The 17,118-nt window shown below is 44.4% G+C and carries 15 protein-coding genes; 5 read left to right on the forward strand and 10 right to left on the reverse strand.

Annotated elements, in window-relative coordinates:
* Positions 1–2,448, reverse strand: coding sequence for a DmsA/YnfE/YnfF family dimethyl sulfoxide reductase (locus JKJ11_RS10865; protein WP_006074867.1), 2,448 nt, complete (start codon positions 2,446–2,448; stop codon positions 1–3).
* A gap of 260 nt (positions 2,449–2,708) precedes the next feature.
* Positions 2,709–3,521, reverse strand: coding sequence for a LysR family transcriptional regulator (locus tag JKJ11_RS10870; RefSeq protein WP_006074866.1), 813 nt, complete (start codon positions 3,519–3,521; stop codon positions 2,709–2,711).
* Positions 3,522–3,629: 108 nt separating this feature from the next.
* On the opposite strand from JKJ11_RS10870, the gene JKJ11_RS10875 reads away from it, so the two are divergent.
* The gene (locus tag JKJ11_RS10875; protein ID WP_252038165.1) at positions 3,630–4,277 is read left to right on the forward strand and encodes a glutathione S-transferase family protein; all 648 of its coding nucleotides are present in this window, start codon (positions 3,630–3,632) and stop codon (positions 4,275–4,277) included.
* Between the two features lie 114 nt (positions 4,278–4,391).
* On the opposite strand, the gene JKJ11_RS10880 is transcribed toward JKJ11_RS10875, so the two are convergent.
* The 4 genes from JKJ11_RS10880 to JKJ11_RS10895 form a co-directional block, all read right to left on the reverse strand.
* Positions 4,392–4,868 carry a hypothetical protein gene (locus JKJ11_RS10880; protein ID WP_006074864.1) on the reverse strand — a complete coding sequence of 159 codons (477 nt, stop codon included), beginning with the start codon at positions 4,866–4,868 and terminating at the stop codon, positions 4,392–4,394.
* 131 nt (positions 4,869–4,999) lie between these two features.
* Positions 5,000–6,448: a winged helix-turn-helix domain-containing protein gene (locus JKJ11_RS10885; protein WP_252038166.1), complete on the reverse strand. Its 1,449-nt coding sequence runs from the start codon at positions 6,446–6,448 to the stop codon at positions 5,000–5,002.
* Positions 6,449–6,650: 202 nt separating this feature from the next.
* Entirely contained in the window at positions 6,651–6,902 is a 252-nt protein-coding gene (locus tag JKJ11_RS10890; protein ID WP_031497056.1) for a DUF2999 family protein, read from the reverse strand.
* A gap of 79 nt (positions 6,903–6,981) precedes the next feature.
* Positions 6,982–7,866, reverse strand: coding sequence for a LysR family transcriptional regulator (locus JKJ11_RS10895; RefSeq protein ID WP_198558013.1), 885 nt, complete (start codon positions 7,864–7,866; stop codon positions 6,982–6,984).
* A 119-nt stretch (positions 7,867–7,985) separates the two neighbouring features.
* Here JKJ11_RS10895 and JKJ11_RS10900 point away from each other — a divergent pair, with 119 nt between their 5' ends.
* On the forward strand, positions 7,986–8,657 hold the full coding sequence (locus JKJ11_RS10900; RefSeq protein ID WP_252038167.1) for a type 1 glutamine amidotransferase domain-containing protein: 672 nt from the start codon (positions 7,986–7,988) through the stop codon (positions 8,655–8,657).
* 70 nt (positions 8,658–8,727) lie between these two features.
* Here JKJ11_RS10900 and JKJ11_RS10905 read toward each other — a convergent pair whose 3' ends face one another.
* The gene (locus JKJ11_RS10905) at positions 8,728–9,669 is read right to left on the reverse strand and encodes a DUF3179 domain-containing protein (protein WP_503060930.1); all 942 of its coding nucleotides are present in this window, start codon (positions 9,667–9,669) and stop codon (positions 8,728–8,730) included.
* 315 nt (positions 9,670–9,984) lie between these two features.
* On the opposite strand from JKJ11_RS10905, the gene JKJ11_RS10910 reads away from it, so the two are divergent.
* From JKJ11_RS10910 to JKJ11_RS10920, 3 genes are all read left to right on the forward strand, one after another.
* Positions 9,985–11,358: a PTS transporter subunit EIIC gene (locus JKJ11_RS10910; protein ID WP_124939932.1), complete on the forward strand. Its 1,374-nt coding sequence runs from the start codon at positions 9,985–9,987 to the stop codon at positions 11,356–11,358.
* Between the two features lie 107 nt (positions 11,359–11,465).
* Complete coding sequence (locus JKJ11_RS10915) at positions 11,466–12,908, forward strand: glycoside hydrolase family 32 protein (protein WP_252038169.1); 1,443 nt, start codon at positions 11,466–11,468, stop codon at positions 12,906–12,908.
* Positions 12,909–12,926: 18 nt separating this feature from the next.
* A complete protein-coding gene (locus JKJ11_RS10920) occupies positions 12,927–13,940 on the forward strand; it encodes a LacI family DNA-binding transcriptional regulator (RefSeq protein WP_006075497.1) in 1,014 nt (337 codons plus the stop codon).
* Positions 13,941–13,997: 57 nt separating this feature from the next.
* Here the strand turns inward: JKJ11_RS10920 and JKJ11_RS10925 are convergent, their stop codons facing one another.
* The 3 genes from JKJ11_RS10925 to JKJ11_RS10935 all read right to left on the reverse strand — a co-directional run bounded on the left by JKJ11_RS10925 (position 13,998) and on the right by JKJ11_RS10935 (position 17,106).
* Positions 13,998–14,552 carry a YceB family lipoprotein gene (locus JKJ11_RS10925; protein WP_006075496.1) on the reverse strand — a complete coding sequence of 185 codons (555 nt, stop codon included), beginning with the start codon at positions 14,550–14,552 and terminating at the stop codon, positions 13,998–14,000.
* Positions 14,553–14,676: 124 nt separating this feature from the next.
* The gene (gene nspC, locus JKJ11_RS10930) at positions 14,677–15,810 is read right to left on the reverse strand and encodes a carboxynorspermidine decarboxylase (RefSeq protein WP_252038170.1); all 1,134 of its coding nucleotides are present in this window, start codon (positions 15,808–15,810) and stop codon (positions 14,677–14,679) included.
* Positions 15,811–15,861: 51 nt separating this feature from the next.
* Positions 15,862–17,106 carry a carboxynorspermidine synthase gene (locus JKJ11_RS10935; RefSeq protein ID WP_252038171.1) on the reverse strand — a complete coding sequence of 415 codons (1,245 nt, stop codon included), beginning with the start codon at positions 17,104–17,106 and terminating at the stop codon, positions 15,862–15,864.
* Between the last annotated feature and the right edge of the window lie 12 nt (positions 17,107–17,118).

The raw sequence follows: 17,118 nt of genomic DNA on the forward strand, positions 1-17,118 counted from the left end.
TTACGCCTTATTTGCCAGTTGAACTTCGACTAAGTTAGTGTGTTGAGGGTTACCTTTCGCCAACGGGCTTGGGTGTTGAGACGTCAGAACGTTGATCGAACCATTATGGTCAACCTTGTTGCCGTCAGGTGCATACCATGCTCCCTCTCCGAGAGCCACAACTCCCGGCATCATTCTTGGCGTGACTTTAGCGTTAATTCGAACTTCACCACGATCGTTGAAGATCTTAATTCGGTCACCATTGTTAATTCCGCGACGTTCAGCATCTACAGGGTTGATCCACATTTCTTGTTGTGCGGCCTGCTTCAACACATCGACGTTACCGTAAGTTGAGTGGCAACGTGCTTTAAAGTGGAAGCCCGTTAACTGCAATGGATACTTATCGCGTTTTGGTGAATCCCAGCCTTCTGATGTGCTCACGTAAATAGGTAGTGGATGAATCACATCACCTTCTGGCAGCTCCCATTCAGCAGCAATACGAGCTAACTCTTCCGAGTAGATCTCTACTTTGCCTGAAGGTGTGTTAAGCGGGTTATTCACCGGATCTGCACGGAAAGCTTGGTAAGCGACATAGTGACCATTAGGGTCGCTACGTTTGACGATACCTTGCTGACGTACCGTCTCGAAATCTGGCAATGTCGGGTCTAACTTCAATGTTTCAGCATACAAGTGACGTAGCCAACCTTCTTGGTCACGACCTTCGGTAAATGCCTGACCCACACCCATGCGCTCCGCCAAATCAGAGCAGATTTGATAGATGCTGCGTGCTTCAAATTGAGGCTCGATCGCTTTGTCAGCAAAGATAAAGTAAGGCATGTTTGCCGCTTTACCATCCATACAGAAATCTGCCTGCTCAGACGTAGTGAGGTCAGGCAAAATGATGTCGGCGTACTTTGCTGAAGACGTCATGTGGTTATCGATCACGACAATCATTTCACATGCTTTGTCATCTTGAAGGATATCGTGAGTACGGTTGATATCTGAGTGCTGGTTAATGACACAGTTGCCCGCATAGTTCCAAATGAACTTGATTGGCACATCGAGTTTGTCTTTACCACGCACACCATCGCGTGTCGCAGTCATCTCAGGACCACGAACAATCGCATCAGTCCACAGGAACATAGAGATCGACGTTTTCACTGGGTTTTCTAAGGTTGGGAAGCGCACAAACGGAATGTTATAATCCGATTCACGAGCACCAGAACCACCGCCATGAATGCCTAGGTTACCGGTTAAGAGCGCTAGCATGGCAATCGCACGTGACGCGATTTCACCATTTTGCGTACGCTGAAGACCCCAACCTTGATAGATTGCACAAGGTTTAGTTGAACCAATCTCACGAGCTGTCTTGATAATGATATCCGCTGGAATACCAGTAATTGGTGCCGCCCATTCTGGCGTTTTCTCAATACCATCTTCACCCAAACCTAAAATATAAGATTTGTAATCACTATTTGCTGGCGCAGATGCTGGCAGGGTTTTCTCATCGTAACCAACACAGTAGGTATCTAAGAACTCTTGGTCGACCAAGTCTTCTTTGATCATCACGTGGGCCATTGCTGCTATGAACGCTGCATCAGTACCCGGTTTGATAGGAATCCACTGATCTTCACGACCCGCCGCAGTATCGTTATAGCGTGGATCAATCATGATCATTCTTGCGTTGGATTTCTCTTTGCTTTCAATCAAGTGATGAATCAAACCACCGCCAGACATACGTGTTTCGGCTGGGTTATTGCCAAACTGAACAATGAGCTTACTGTTTTCGGTATCTGAGAAAGAGTTACCGTTCGCCCAACCGCCATAGGTATAACTCAGGCCTTTGGCAATTTGAGCCGTCGAATAATCGCCATAGTGATTCAGATAACCACCCGTTAGGTTCATCAGACGCGCGATTAACGTGCTACCAGGAGGCCATGACTTGGTGACCGTACCGCCTAATGTGCCAGTACCATAGTTAAGATAAATCGCTTCATTACCATATTCTTTCTTAATGTGGTCTAGGCTATTTACGATCTCGGTGTAAGCTTCATCCCAAGTAATACGCTTAAACTTGCCTTCGCCACGTTTACCGATACGCTTCATTGGGTACTTCAGGCGGTCTGGATTGTACACGCGACGACGCATAGAACGCCCACGTAAGCATGCGCGCACCTGGACATCTTTGTTTGCGTAATCATCTTTGCCGGTATTATCTGCATCTACCCACTTTATTTCACCGTCAACGACATGCATACGCAGTGGGCATCGACTGCCGCAGTTTACGGTACAAGCGCTCCACACCACTTTTTCATCGTTTGATTGTGGTTTGCTTTCCGCTTGGGCAGATTTAAAAGGAAGAGAAATGGCGCTGGTTGCAGCAGCAAGACCGCCGATGGCCGAAGAGGATTTTATGAACCCTCTACGCGTCAGCGACGGCGTCAATAATTGCTTCAGTTTATTATTCATAAAGACATGCTCGATTATAGTTATGCATCATCGAGCGAATGTTACTAACGAAACCTTTAGAAACTGTTGATAAAAATCAACACTACTACTTAATGGTTAGTGGATTGACAATTCTCTGACATTTGGTGGAATATTTTTAAATCACTCATTTATAGAAACAAATAATTTGCCATTTAATTGAAAGGCAAATTATCGTATTGATAGGCATTCCATTTTATAAATGAATATCAACACCATTTGATCTCAAAGAAAAATACCATTTAATGGTGTTTAATAAATACGTTCGCCAACGTTGGATGAGGATTAGTGCCAGTCAACAGTACAATATCCACACTAGGGAGTGGTGGCATTCCGTTTAGTATCTTAACGTCTTTGTTAGTACTTAGACGCCCCATCGCACCGACGCCCATTCCTTTAGCCACTAATGCTCGCTGAGCTGAAGCAGTATTGCAACAAGCAAGTAGTCGATGAGCGATCCCACGCTTGGTTAAACTATCCAACGCCGCGGCGTGGTACTTACAGTCGGTTTGAAACAGTACCAACGGCAATGGGGTGATGGCGGTATCAAAATCATGCCCCGCAATCCAAACGCCTTTGTCTGACTCTAACCAATAACCTTCTTCACTGTCAGGTGCTCGCGTCACAATCGCGGCGTCTAACTTCCCCTCGTCTAACCACTCTCTTAGCATAATGCTGGGCTGACTGAATATTTGAACTGAACAAGTAGGTTCAACTTCGTTAATTGCCGCCACCACTTTCGGTAGGACAGTGTCATTGTAGTCTTCAGGGCAACCAAGCCTCAACGCCGTTTTGTTTTGATAGCGTTTCACCTGGTGCAAGGCGGTATCATGTAAGGAGAGTATGCGTTCAGCGTGTGCTTTCAATGATAGTCCAGCTTCACTTAGCACCATATTCCGGCCGTCACGCTCAAACAATACAGCCCCAGTTTCGGCTTCTAACTTTTTCATCTGCGCGCTAAACGCAGATTGAGTTCGGTTTATTTGTTTTGCTGCTCGCGTAAAGCTCCCCGTCTCGGAAAAAGCGAGAAGACTTCTCAGCGCATCGATATCCATATCGCCCCCAATCCATCGATTTCATTGATGAAATACATTCAAATTTTGCGTTAGTCACCCATCTCACCATTGATTAGTATCAAAATCAAACAGGCAAAGGAGTCAAATATGAAACTGTATATTGGAAATCAGAATTACTCGAGTTGGTCATTACGTGCGTGGCTTATCTTTGAGCATTACCAGCTTGAGGTCGAAGTAGAAAAACTCAAACTGTTTTCAACCGAGTTTTATCACACACTTGAAACGCTGACGCCAACAGCCAAGGTTCCTACACTCATTGATGACGAAACTACAGTTTGGGACTCTCTTGCGATATTAGAATATGTTAATGAGCAATATCTCAATGGTTGCTGCTGGCCAAATGACAGCGTGAGAAAAGCCAAGGCAAGAGCAGTAGCCTGCGAAATGCACTCTGGATTCTTGGCTCTACGCAATGAATTACCAATGAACTGCCGAGCCAAGCGCCAGGTCGTACTTTCTGCAGAAGCTAGAAAAGATATCCAACGGATTGACACCTTATGGGCAGAGCAGATGTCAAAGCACGATGGTCAATGGTTATTTGGCGATTGGTCCATTGCCGACGCCATGTTTGCTCCTGTTGCACTTCGTTTCCGAACCTATGGCATTAAACTGTCACCTTTAGCGCAGCAGTATCAACAAAAAGTGCTAAATAGTGACGCAATAAAAACGTGGTTAATACAAGCAAGTCATGAGCAAGACATCATTGTTCAGGACGAAGCAGGATTTGATCGCTAGCCAATGCAACGGTTTGACAAAATAACAAAGGCTTGCCTAACGTTTCGTTATGGCAAGCCATGAGTTCAAAACCGCAGTGCATTGACTGCTTTATCAAATCATTATTCGATTAGTTTAACGCTTTTGCTCATTTCGGATATACATAATCGCGACCATACTAAAGCCCATAAATTGCCATAGGTACTGACCATCACTAGCACCCGAAATCGTTTGAGTAAATGCCATACAACCTGCGACGAAAAGAGAGGCGATTGCCGAATAAAGCAACCAAGGACGTTCTCTATCAGTCATAAATTCTAGATTCAATACCGAACGAATAATGAGAATAAAAGGTAGGCATTGCAACAAAATCAGAATCGGAAACATGAAGTCGAATGTTGGACTTAACAAAGCATGACCAACCTGACTTTTATCCCATGTCCCCACAATATAGCCTTTCCATCCGGCCCAAGTATCACCCGCATAGGCCGTCTCAGGAGTGACAGCCCCAAGTAGTACGCCCATTACCTTGTCGATAAAGCCATTCTTAAACCAGAATACAAATAAAAAGATTTGCACTGGAATGATTTGAAACGCGAGCTTCTTTAACATTTTTTGTTCCTGTTAGCATAAATAACACAAGAACAATTATGAGTTTGCCTTTATTAAAGACGCTTGATGCAAGGCAATCGGCGTTAATTACAAAGTAAATTCAAATAAACCATTCTCCGTAGCCCTATGAACTATGGCAAGGTTTGAATTAAATTTGATTTTTGTAAAGATTCAATTAAATCATAGAGTTGCCCACCACTCTCTTTCTTCATCGCGACATAGTGTTGGTAGTTAAAATCGGCACCTTTTAGATTACCAACTTGTTTGTCAGCCACACTTAATAGGTAGTAGCCAATGGGAGTTGGCGTGCTCTCTGCAGCATAGAAAAGGTAAGGAATGGCTTGGTCAGCGCGTTGGTTTAACAACAAGGCAAGCCCTAACGTCAGGTTCGCGATATCACAACGAGGGTTAAGTTCGAACGCTTTTTGTCCCAATTTAAGACTCTCAAGGCGTGTCTGAGCATCACCCGATTGCAAATAGTCAACGGAGGCTGAGTAAGAGAGTAAAGCACTGACTAAATAGTTACCGCGACCTTGAGACTGAATATTCTCTAGCATAGGTGAGAGCTTTACAAAGGCATCGTTTCCGCCACCTAAGTAGAACTGAGAAATACCGTCTGAAATCACTTCCCAATCATCGTAGTTATTAATGGCACTCACACGATGACTGGTCACTTCATACCCGTCTTCTTTAGGTTCTACCAACGCCTTAATTTCCAATACTACATCGCCAATAGCGGTGAAAAAATCTTCTTTGTTGAAAGATTTTTCAATACGCTGATTCTTAGATGGTAATTGGTTGTTCTGAATCATCAAAGTAAGTAAGAACTCACTCTCGCCGCTCTTTTTAAGCCAGCCTTTAAGCTCAATACCCTGTTGCTTTAATGCCGCTTTACTCTCCTTAGACAACTGGGAAAAGTGATAGCCGGTTAACGCTCGCGACGAGTTGAGGCCATAGAATAGATAATTGTAAACGCTTTCCGACAGTTGATAGTCTTGCATCGAATCTGAAGTAATATCATGGATATAAACCGGCACAGTACCAAGCGGATTGGTATTTTCTGCCACGATGTCTGTGTTCTCTTCAACAATATAAGTGACAATCCATGACGCCATTGCCAATATCGCTAAACACCCAGCAAGGGTAGCCCAAAGCTTGTTGTTACCGCCTTTGCGCCCACTTTTTTCCGAAAATTGTGGCTCCTCAATATCATCGACTTCAACCGCGACGACTTGTGGTGCTTTTTCAATGTGAGCAATCACTTCAAGATCAAATAGGTACCCTTTCTTCGGGATAGTTTTGATCGTACGGTAAGGCCGCGTTTTGTCTTTAAGCTGGCCTCTTAATGAGCTAATCACTTGGCGAACCAAATTGTCCGATACATGATTACGCTGCCAAACACTGTCTGCGATTTGTTGAGTCGTCAGGACTTGCCCTTGGTTTTCAACAAAATACTTCAACAAACGAGATTGCAATGGTTCTAAATGCAGTTCTGCACCATCGACTTCAAGCTTATTTTTGCTTGGATAAAAAACAATCGGAGATTCGAGCTGCAATACGTAGTATTTAATGGAGTCCATAGTGGCTACAAGGGTAAGAAATAACCCTAAAAGGGTATTAATTTCGTTTCACAGAAGCAACTGAGATTTTGTATTGTTAAGTATGGACAATGACGCTGGCGAAATGGATCGATAAGGAAAAGGATGTTGTGGGCGCTTTGTAAGTCAAGCCGCCATTTGAGAGCCTGCAGGCCCTGAAACGGCGACGAGGAATCTCAAACGATTACTTTTGAAGTTGCTCTTTTGCTGCTTCAACTTTTGCGAAATCAAGTCCTAACTCTTCAACTGCTTCTTTGATCAACGCAGGGTTTTGCATAACTTGACCCATTAGCGCTTGAAGCTGCTCTTGTGGCAAACCAAGCTGGCTGATTGTTGCCATTGCTGCAAGAGGGTTCTGTGTCAGTACTTCAAAAATTTCACTGATTTGCTCATCACTGATGTTGTTCTCTTTTAGCATTGCAATTATTGGATTCATTTCACTACCTTTATCAATATCAAATGAAATTGCCCGCAGTTTATCATTTGAGACCTTAACTGGGTACTACCTGATTCCATCACTCCTGCCAGTTGGCGAAATGCGAAACCAAGTAGTCTATCGCTAAACGAGCCCTCATTGGCAAAAACCGTCGATTCTGATAAACAATCCAACTACTAGAGCCTTTGCCCCAATAGGGTATTAAGACGGGAACCAGTCGCCCGTTATGGAAAGCGTCACTAAAACTGCTTTTTGGCATATAGACAATGCCTAACCCCTGTTCACAAGCATTGACCACAGCACTGGAGTTATTGCTGCGCCAACGTCCATCTACTCGAATACTCCCCATCGGTTTGCCATTATCTTCAAATACCCAATGGTCATTATTCGCGATGATACAACTATGGTGTCGAAGTTGATCAGGATGAGTTGGTACTCCGTATCGTTCTAGATATTCAGGACTGGCCGCGGCTGCCATTGGCCTGTCCACCAGCTTCCGGGCAACTAATCCCGAATCACTTAATCGGCCGTACCGAATCGCAAAATCGATACCATCTTCGATGAAATTGACCATTCGAGTATCAAAATCCATCTCAACCGTTAGTTCCGGGTACCCTTTCGCAAATTCCATCAATGCAGGAGCAACGTGGTTTTCGGCAAACGCACCAGCGGCACTCACCCTTAAAGTGCCATTTAGCTGTATTTGCTCGGAACTAAGCTGCTCGTTAGCTTGTTGAAGTCCAATAACTAAGTCTTTGCACTGCTGATAATACACCTGCCCCGCCTGTGTGAGATTCACCATTCGAGTGGAGCGGGCAAGCAAAGCGACGCCCAAGCGTTCTTCTAAACGCGATACCTGTCGACTCACATGACTTGTGCTGCAACCAAGTTGCTTAGCTGCCGCAGAAAAACCGTGGCTTTCTGCTACCGCTACAAACTCGTTGATTCCTTCAAAGCTATCCACATCTCACCTTTGTCATATAGCAATAATATTTTGTCATTTAGCTATATTATCACCAAATCAGTTAGCAATTAGTATAACTAAGGTAATTACAACAACGAATCAGCCAGAAGGACATAACGATGAAAAAGGTACTTATTCCCGTCACTAACCATGCAACATTAGGTGAGACAGACCAAGCAAACGGAACTTACGCTCCAGAACTCACTCACGCTTTACGTGAACTCCAGTCGGCAGGTTATGACTATGACATCGCATCCATTAAAGGTGGCAAAGCGCCACTTTACGGTACTGACATCGAGGGTGACAGTGTCAATACAGAAATCCTAACGGACGAGGCGTTTCAGAATCGTATTAACAACACCATTCCTGTCTCACAAATCAATATCAATGATTACGATGCTATTTTTTACCCGGGAGGGTTTGGATTGCTATCTGATCTATCAAGTAACGAGGATTTCGCTGCGCTTGCAGCTACTCATTATGAGCAAGGTGGTGTAATTGCAGCAGTGTGTCACGGCCCCGGAGCTCTTCTACCTATTACTCTGAGCAATGGCGGCAAATTACTGGCATCGAAGTCAGTCACTGGATTTACACGAGAAGAAGAAATCGACTTCGGCACTATCGGCGATATTCCTTTCTTACTTGAGGAATCACTGGCACGCACCGCTGCTCAGTACAGCAAAGTACAACCTTGGCAAGAGTTTGTAATTGTTGACGAACGTGTAATCACAGGCCAAAACCCAACCAGCGCACACGCTGTCGGAAAAGCGATCGTAGCGGCTTTATCTTAACTTTTGTCACAGCTGTAACCGTTCGTGTCGTGTTAACGTAACGCAACGTTCTCACGACACGTATTGTTGTCTATTGCCATTTATAGACTTGGGTCTCTGGATAAAAAGCGTACCACGCGAACCAAAATAGTAAGGTTGATGGTTGGGTTTCACCCTTCTCATCAGTTATCCAAGCTGACTGGTTGCTGCTATCCCAGTGAACATAATAGCGATCCCCGCCCAATTCAAAGCTTTGCTGCTGAGTTGCTAACTGAGATATCTCACTAAATGGAAACGCGATAGTTGACTGCTCCACTTTAAACCCTAATACCATCTCTTTCGGGTGATACTCATTGGGTGCTTGATTTGCTACAGGAAAGTAGATGGCAGCGTTTTTTCCATAACCCGCATAAGGATCTCTCCGGTAATCGCGTTGATAACCTGTGTTGGTGGAGAGAACTAGCGAGTCAGAGTAACGAGCTAGCCAATTCGACCAACGACTAAGTGTAAGCGGCACTTGTTTGAGTTTACGGCCAACTAATGCTCCAGCTATAGCCTCACCATGAATTTGGGACCATAGCGATTCAGTTTTGCGGTCGTACATAAGTACGTCTGAGTTATACAACAAACCAGAAACTCCAAAATCCAGAGCTTCACGCTCTCCCGTCGGCTGGCTAAGAAATGCCATTCCACTGCCACATAATGGACAATAACTGATAACGTAACGTGTTCCGCTGAATTGGTCATTAACGATTTCATGCCAGTTGAGAATTCGAATAGGATACGCCTTCACCACATCACCAACCTGCAACCCCAATACGATATCCTGTGCATGCATAAATTTTGCCTCGTTGCCTTTAATAAACTCGGGCTGATTGAGTGCCGGAATGCCATCTTTAGGTGGCCCGCCTTTTTGAATGAATTGTGAGGGCACAGATGCATTGTCTATGTTGAATCCATTGAGCACCTTCGCCAATAGTGATATCGGAAACGACAACAATATGAAGACCAAAAGAGTTAATCGCAGCTGCATTTGCCTCTCCTCCAATAAAGAAGACTGAACATATAGACCCGCCAACAACAGCAATGCTTTCAATTGTCCTCTAAAACAAAAGCAACGATGCTCATTAATACGCATAGCACTCTGGCGCTTATTCGACATAACAAACGCCGCGTTGAGCTGCTCAACAATTGTGACAAGCTTCAAAACCATAAATAAAAACTATACTTAATCCTACTGATCAAGTTGATCGAATGATGCAAATGTGAAAACCTTACCATATTGAAACATGAAAACCTTTTCATGTTATGTGAAAACCTTTTCTTAAAACGTATCAGGATAGAACAAATGAATAAGAAAATCGCGGTCCGCTTGCTTGCGGCTCTCGGCGGAAAAAATAATATTCGAGCCCTAGAACATTGCGCGACAAGACTTCGTGTTGTTGTAAAAGATGATGCACTTATCGATGTCGACCAAATCAAATCAACAGATAATGTAGCTGGTTACTTCTTCCAATCGGGCCAACACCAAATCATCCTTGGCACAGGCTTAGTTAACAAGGTCTTCGCCCTTATCCAGCAAGAACTAGATGGCGAACTTGAGAGCGCGAAAGGCGCTGCTTACGAAAACATGAGCCCATTCCAAAAGGCCCTGCGTTCTTTAGCAGACGTATTCATTCCTTTGATTCCCGTGCTGGTTGCGACCGGTCTGTTCATGGGGTTACGCGGATTCGCCCAACAGCTAGGCTTTGAGTTCTCTCCTGAGCTACTCACTATGACGCAAGTTGTAACTGATACGGTATTCATCTTCCTACCAGCGCTTGTCGTGTGGTCTGCCTTTAAACGCTTTGGTGGTACGCCTGTTATCGGCATGGTGCTGGGTCTAATGCTTATCGCACCGATGCTGCCAAACGCATGGGATGTGGCAAGCGGTAACGCAGAAATGCTGAGCATTGGTATGTTTAAGATTCAAGGCTTCCAAGGCACCATAATTCCAGCTCTAATTGTAGGTATCTTGGGCGCTAACCTAGAGCGTTGGATTAACTCATGGATGCCATCAGTGGTTTCGCTGATCTTTACTCCATTTTTGACGATCACTATTGGCATGCTAGCAGGTCTATTCATTATTGGCCCGGTATTCAACATTGTTGAACATGGCGTAATGGTTTCTACAGAATCAATTATTAACTTACCAATGGGCATCGGCGGTGCAATCTTTGGCGGTCTACAACAGGTTCTAACTGTAACGGGTCTTCACCACAGCTTAATGGTTGTAGAGCTTAACTTCCTATCGACTATCAAGATCAACCCATTAAATGCACTGATTACTGCATCAATGGCAGGTCAAGCAGGCGCAGCGATTGCCTACACCATGTCGATCAAAGATAAGAAACAAAAAGCGCTTAACTACTCTTCAATCGTACCGTGTTTCTTCGGCATCACTGAACCACTTCTGTTTGGTGTGACGCTAACTAATAGCCGTGTATTTGTATCAGGTATCATCGGCGGTGCCATTGCGGGTGCATTCGCAACCATCATGCACATCGCACCATCTGTTATGGGTGTCACTTTCATTCCAGCTATTCCTGCCTACTTAGGTAATGGTCTTGGTATGTACCTAGTGATGATTGTTATTGGTATGGGTAGCGCAGCAATGCTAACTAAATTACTAGTAAAACCAACACGCAACGAAGCAAAGATGACGGTTGCTTTAGATAAGTAAACTTCCCCTCGTGGCGGTGTACCTTAGGGTCACCGCCACGGTTCGTTTTAAAACATTGAATAATTCAGTGTTAGCAACAAGTCCAACTACAGAGTGTATTAATAGCAATGACTTCAACAGAACTGTGTTCACAAAGCGAATCTTCAGTGTCGCACCAACCAAACGCTGACCACTTGCGCCCACGGTTTCACCTAACTGCACCGTACGGACTGATTAATGACCCAAACGGCTTTATTGAATACGATGGAGAGTATCATCTGTTTTTCCAATGGAACCCACACGCTTGTGAGCACGGGGCAAAATATTGGGGACACAGCACCAGTCAGGATCTAGTAAACTGGACACTGCAAGGTCAAGCATTAGTCCCAGACGAAAGCTACGATCGCCACGGCTGCTACTCAGGTAGCGCGTTCGTATTGGATGAGCGACTTCATCTTTTCTATACCGGAAATGTAAAAACCGACGACGGTGTTCGTCTTACTACTCAATGTCTCGCCAAATCTATTGATAGCCACAACATTCATTTCGAGAAAATAGGCCCGGTTATCCCAAAACAACCTGAGGGATATACGGCGCACTTTCGCGACCCTAAAATTTGGCAACACGATGGCACTTGGTATTGCGTGCTTGGTGCTCAGACAAATGATGAACTTGGTCAGGTGCTTCTTTTCAGCTCAAAAGATGCTTCTAACTGGACGTTTCTCGGCCCAATTGCTGGCAACCAGATCAATGGACTTCGCGACTTTGGCTATATGTTCGAATGCCCAGATCTGTTCCATCTAGATAACACTGATGTTTTGATAGGTTGCCCACAAGGAATTAAGCCCAACGGGTTAAGCTTCCAAAATCGCCACAATAATGGCTATTTTGTAGGTAAGATGGATTACCTAAATACGTGCTATACACACGGCAACTTTGAGCCACTCGATCATGGGTTTGAGTTTTATGCTCCGCAAACCACCGAATCGACTGATGGACGCCGCCTGATGAGTGCTTGGGTTGGTATTCCTGAGGAAGATGAACAACCTAGCGTCACCAATGACTGGATTCACGCTTTATCCTTAGTGCGAGAGCTTTCCGTCGTTGATGGGAAGATGTATCAACAACCCGCTCGCGAGCATGAATCTTTGCGCGGTGCGATGTCTTCGTTTGAAGAGGTGCAGCTTACCAATCAGAATCACTTATCACTGGACAGCAACCACTGCTTTGAATTGAATCTGGATATCGAGCATATTACTGATGATGTCACGATCAAGTTATCAGATGAAGGTGACCGTTGGCTGGCATTAAACTATCAAGCAGAGACTGGCGTAGTCACTTTAGATCGTTCAAACTCCGACTATTTACCGGGGAAACGACAGTGCAAAGTAGACAGTGAGCAATCCCTCAATCTGCAGATTTTCTTTGATCAGTCTATTGTTGAAGTCTTCATCAATCATGGTGAAGCCGTGTTTACATCTCGCGTGTTCCCGCAAGCCGATCAGTCAAAAATCACACTTGAAACTGGAAAGTCATGTATAATCAAGCGCTTTATTAAATACGATTACTGACCAAAGGATTAACGGGAAATGGCGACAATTAAAGAAATAGCCAAGTTAGCAGAAACTTCAATTTCAAGTGTTTCCCGTGTCTTAAACAGTTCTGGCTATGTCAGTGAGCCCGTTCGAAAGCGCATTCAAAAAGTGCTTGATGAAACGGGCTATCGCCCCAACGCCTTGGCCAAAGCACTGCATTCAAAACGCAGTCAGACTATCGGAGTTATTCTTCCAAAAATAAACGCCACCTCCTCTGGTGACAACATCGCTGGCATTGATCAATACTTTGCCAATAACGGCTACAGTATCATCTTAGGTAACACCAACCACAGCATAAAAAGCGAGCTAGAATTTCTCGATTTATTTGCAGAAAAGCAAGTCGATGGCATCATCCTAATCGCGACTACGATTACGAGTGAACACAAAGAAAAAATCAGAAAGGTAGGCAAACCCGTTGTAGTTATGGGGCAATCCACCACCGATGGAACACCTTGTGTGCTGTTCGACGAAGTGACGGCGGTGGAAGAAATCATTGACTATCTTGTAGCGTCGCAACATCGTAATATTGCGCTTATCGGTGTATCTGAAAGTGACGTATCTGTTGGTGTGAAACGAAAGCAAGGTTACTTAAACAGTTTAGAAAAGCATGGATTACCCATTTCTGCCGATATGATGGTCAATGGTGAGTTCTCTGTAGAAAGTGGTTATACCGCCTGTCAGGAACTTTATGAAGAGCGAATGCAGCGCCCAGACGCTATTTTCGCTGCCAACGACAAAATGGCTATTGGTGCGATTACCTACTTACTTGAACATGGCTTTAAGGTCCCAGAGGATGTCAGCGTGTGTGGCGTTGGTGGTGGTAATATGTCTCGTTATTACAACCCTAAGATTACCTCGCTGGTTTATGACTTTGAGGAGTCAGGTAAAACCAGTGCACATTTACTGCATATGCTGATTGAAAAGCCCGATCTGGATTTGACCGACCACGTAAGCTTTATTCCCTACCATCTCGAAGTAAGAGACAGTACTGCGCCTAAACTCAGTTAATGCGCAGCCATATTTGATTGTCGTTTAACGAGTGATCATTTGACGGGCTATAAGAAGCTATTCGAAAAACTCTATTACTAACTGGTTGTTCTTTATCACAACTTCTGGATTAGAGGATTTCAGTAGCGCCTCTTTAACCGTATTGCTATCGAGTTTGTAAACAGGATAGGTAGATACAGCGGCACCAATCATACTTACTGCGGGCTTAATCAGCTTCTTGATTTCTGGGGTTAGAAGCTGCCCTTCTTGATCAATTTTTTCTAGACGGAGTGATTGTAGAAAAATCTCACCACTTTCTTGTTCATATCTAGGTATGGCACTGAACTCTATATCCAAATCAAGGTTAATATCCTGTTCATCCAACAACTGTAGTTGAGCCTTGGTGTTGGCAAATACCGCTACACGATCAGCGTCAGAGCGTCCAATTTTGACCTGAAGATCATCGACTGAAAGCTTGGCATACATGACGTTTTCAACACCAATAGATTGGTTGAGTTGTAGGTTGTCATTGAGATAATTCGTCATTTCTTGTTCAGTGATGCTGTAACTCACACAACCTGACAATAACAGCACTGATGAAGCCCAGAGGAGTTTGGCGAATCTGTTTTTCATAACGGGTGGCACTCTCAGAATATCGGAATAAGAGAAAATAAAGCAGACCTTTGAGTCTGCTTTATTTTATTAAAAGGTAGGGTGTTTTTGTGTCACAGGCAAGTGTTAACTTAGTCAGAATAACTTAGCTAATCGACCACCGTGACAATGAGCATTTAAAGTCATCGTAACCAAACTCATTAAGCTTTTCGATCTGACCGCTTGAGCGCTCACAGTAGATTGACGGCATCTTCAGACCATTAAACCAGTTGAGTTTCACCATGGTATAGCCAGCACTGTCCATAATATGCAGTCGTTGCCCCACCTCTAACGGCTCATCAAACTTGGCCTCACAGAATTGGTCACCAGCTAGGCAAGAACATGAGCCAATGACGTATTCATGATCACCTTCTGAATTGGCTTCTAAAATCGAAGCGGGTTCATCGTATATGAGCGTGTCCAGACGATGCGCTTCCGTCGCAGAATTTACAATCGCCGTCTTTTTCTCATTTTCTACAATGTCCACAACGGTAACAACTAGGTCAGTCGTTTTAGTTATGATCGCTTCACCTGGCTCTAGGTAGAGCTGCACACCATGCTTTTTAGAGAACGCGCTCAATGCAGCACCAAGTTTATCGATATCATAACCAGGCCACGTAAAGAACACACCGCCCCCCATACTAACCCAATCGAGCTTATCTAGATGAGTACCAAATCGCTCTGAAATAGCATCAAGTAAACCGATAAATGCATCGACATCTTTATTTTCACAGTTCATGTGAAACATAACACCATCGATAGAATCGAAGATTGTTGGGTCGATATGATCGGCTTGCACTCCAAGGCGAGAGTACGGTCTAGCAGGGTTGGCCAAGTCCTGCCCTGCATGGCTTACACCCGGGTTAAGACGTAAACCAATGGACGTTTTGCCTTCAACGATATGACGATAAGCGGCTAATTGAGACTGCGAGTTGAAGATCATCTTGTCACAAATATCAGCCACTTCGCGTACGTCGTCTTCGGTGTAACCAACACTGTATGCGTGCGTTTCACCACCAAAAGTCTCGTAGCCAAGTTTTACCTCAAATGGACCACTGCTGGTTGAGCCATCTAAGTATGGTTTAATAATGTCAAACACACCCCAAGTCGAGAAACACTTAAGCGCCAGCACTAGCTTTACGCCAGAGACCTCTTTAAGGTGTTTTGCTTTCTCTAGGTTCTCAACCAGTTTGTCTTCATTAATCATGAAGTATGGAGTTTTGAGTTCGTTTTTAATCATTTTGTAGACCTAAGTTTAAAGACCCTAGATAGCTACCTAGGGTCTGTCACTTTATTTAAGAATCTTGATATCCGGAGCACCGACTTCCAGCTCTTGAACATGCCAATCTAAACCGATTTCAGGCATGGTTTCTAGGAACGGATCAGGGTCTAATTGCTCCATATTGAACACTCCAGCGTCTGCCCATTGACCACGGAAGTATTGCAGTGCCGCCGTGATGGCTGGGACACCCGTTGTATAAGAAATGGCTTGATGCTCTACATCTTCGTACGCCACTTCATGGTCTGCATTATTGTAGATAAATACTGAACGTTCTTTACCGTCTTTCTTACCTTGAACCCAAGTCCCGATACAAGTTTTACCTGTGTAACCTGGTGCCAAAGAAGTTGGGTCTGGAAGCAGTGCTTTTAACACATGTAGTGGCTGAACCACAGTGCCATCATGTAGAGTTAGAGGGTCAGGGCTAAGTAGACCAATATCACGCATGCAATTGAAATAGTTCAAGTATTTATCGCCAAAGCCCATCCAGAACTCGATGCGCTTTGCAGGAATGAACTCTTGCATTGAACGAACTTCATCATGTGCCATTGAGTAGACTTTGTGTTTGCCGACTAATGGGAAATCGAACTCAAGCATACGAGTGTGGCATTCAACTTGTTTCCATTCACCGTTTTCCCAATAGAAAGAGTCACCTTGAATTTCTAGCATGTTGGTTTCTGGATCAAAGTTAGTGGCAAACTTTTTACCGTGGTCGCCAGCATTGACATCCATAACATCGATGGTGTCGATTTCATCGAATAAATGCTTCACTGCGTAAGCTGCAAATACGCTTACAACACCAGGATCAAAACCTGCGCCTAAAATACCCGTGATACCTGCCTCTTTGAATTTGTCACGGAAACCCCATTGCCAATCATAAGCTTGAGGAACTTGCTGACCTTCCGAGCATAGATCGACAGCGACAGAAGTATCTAAATAAGAGACTTTCGCTTGCAGACACGCTTTCATGATGGTGATGTTTACCCAAGGAGGACCCGCGTTAATCACTAGGTCTGGCTTCACTTCATTGATCAGGGCAACCAGCGCTTCAACATCGTCCGCATCAACGGCACGAGCGTCTAGCTTTTTAGTCGTGTCTTTTAAGTTGTTTTTGCCTTTAATGGATTCAATGATTTTTTCACACTTCGCGACGGTGCGTGACGCAATCGTAATATCACCTAATACATCGTTATTCTGAGCCGCCTTGTGCGCGACTACCCAACCAACACCACCAGCGCCAATCTGTAAAACTGCCATTTTCTTTCCTTA

The organism is Vibrio sp. SCSIO 43133 (assembly GCF_023716845.1).
Classification (GTDB): Bacteria; Pseudomonadota; Gammaproteobacteria; order Enterobacterales; family Vibrionaceae; genus Vibrio; species Vibrio mediterranei.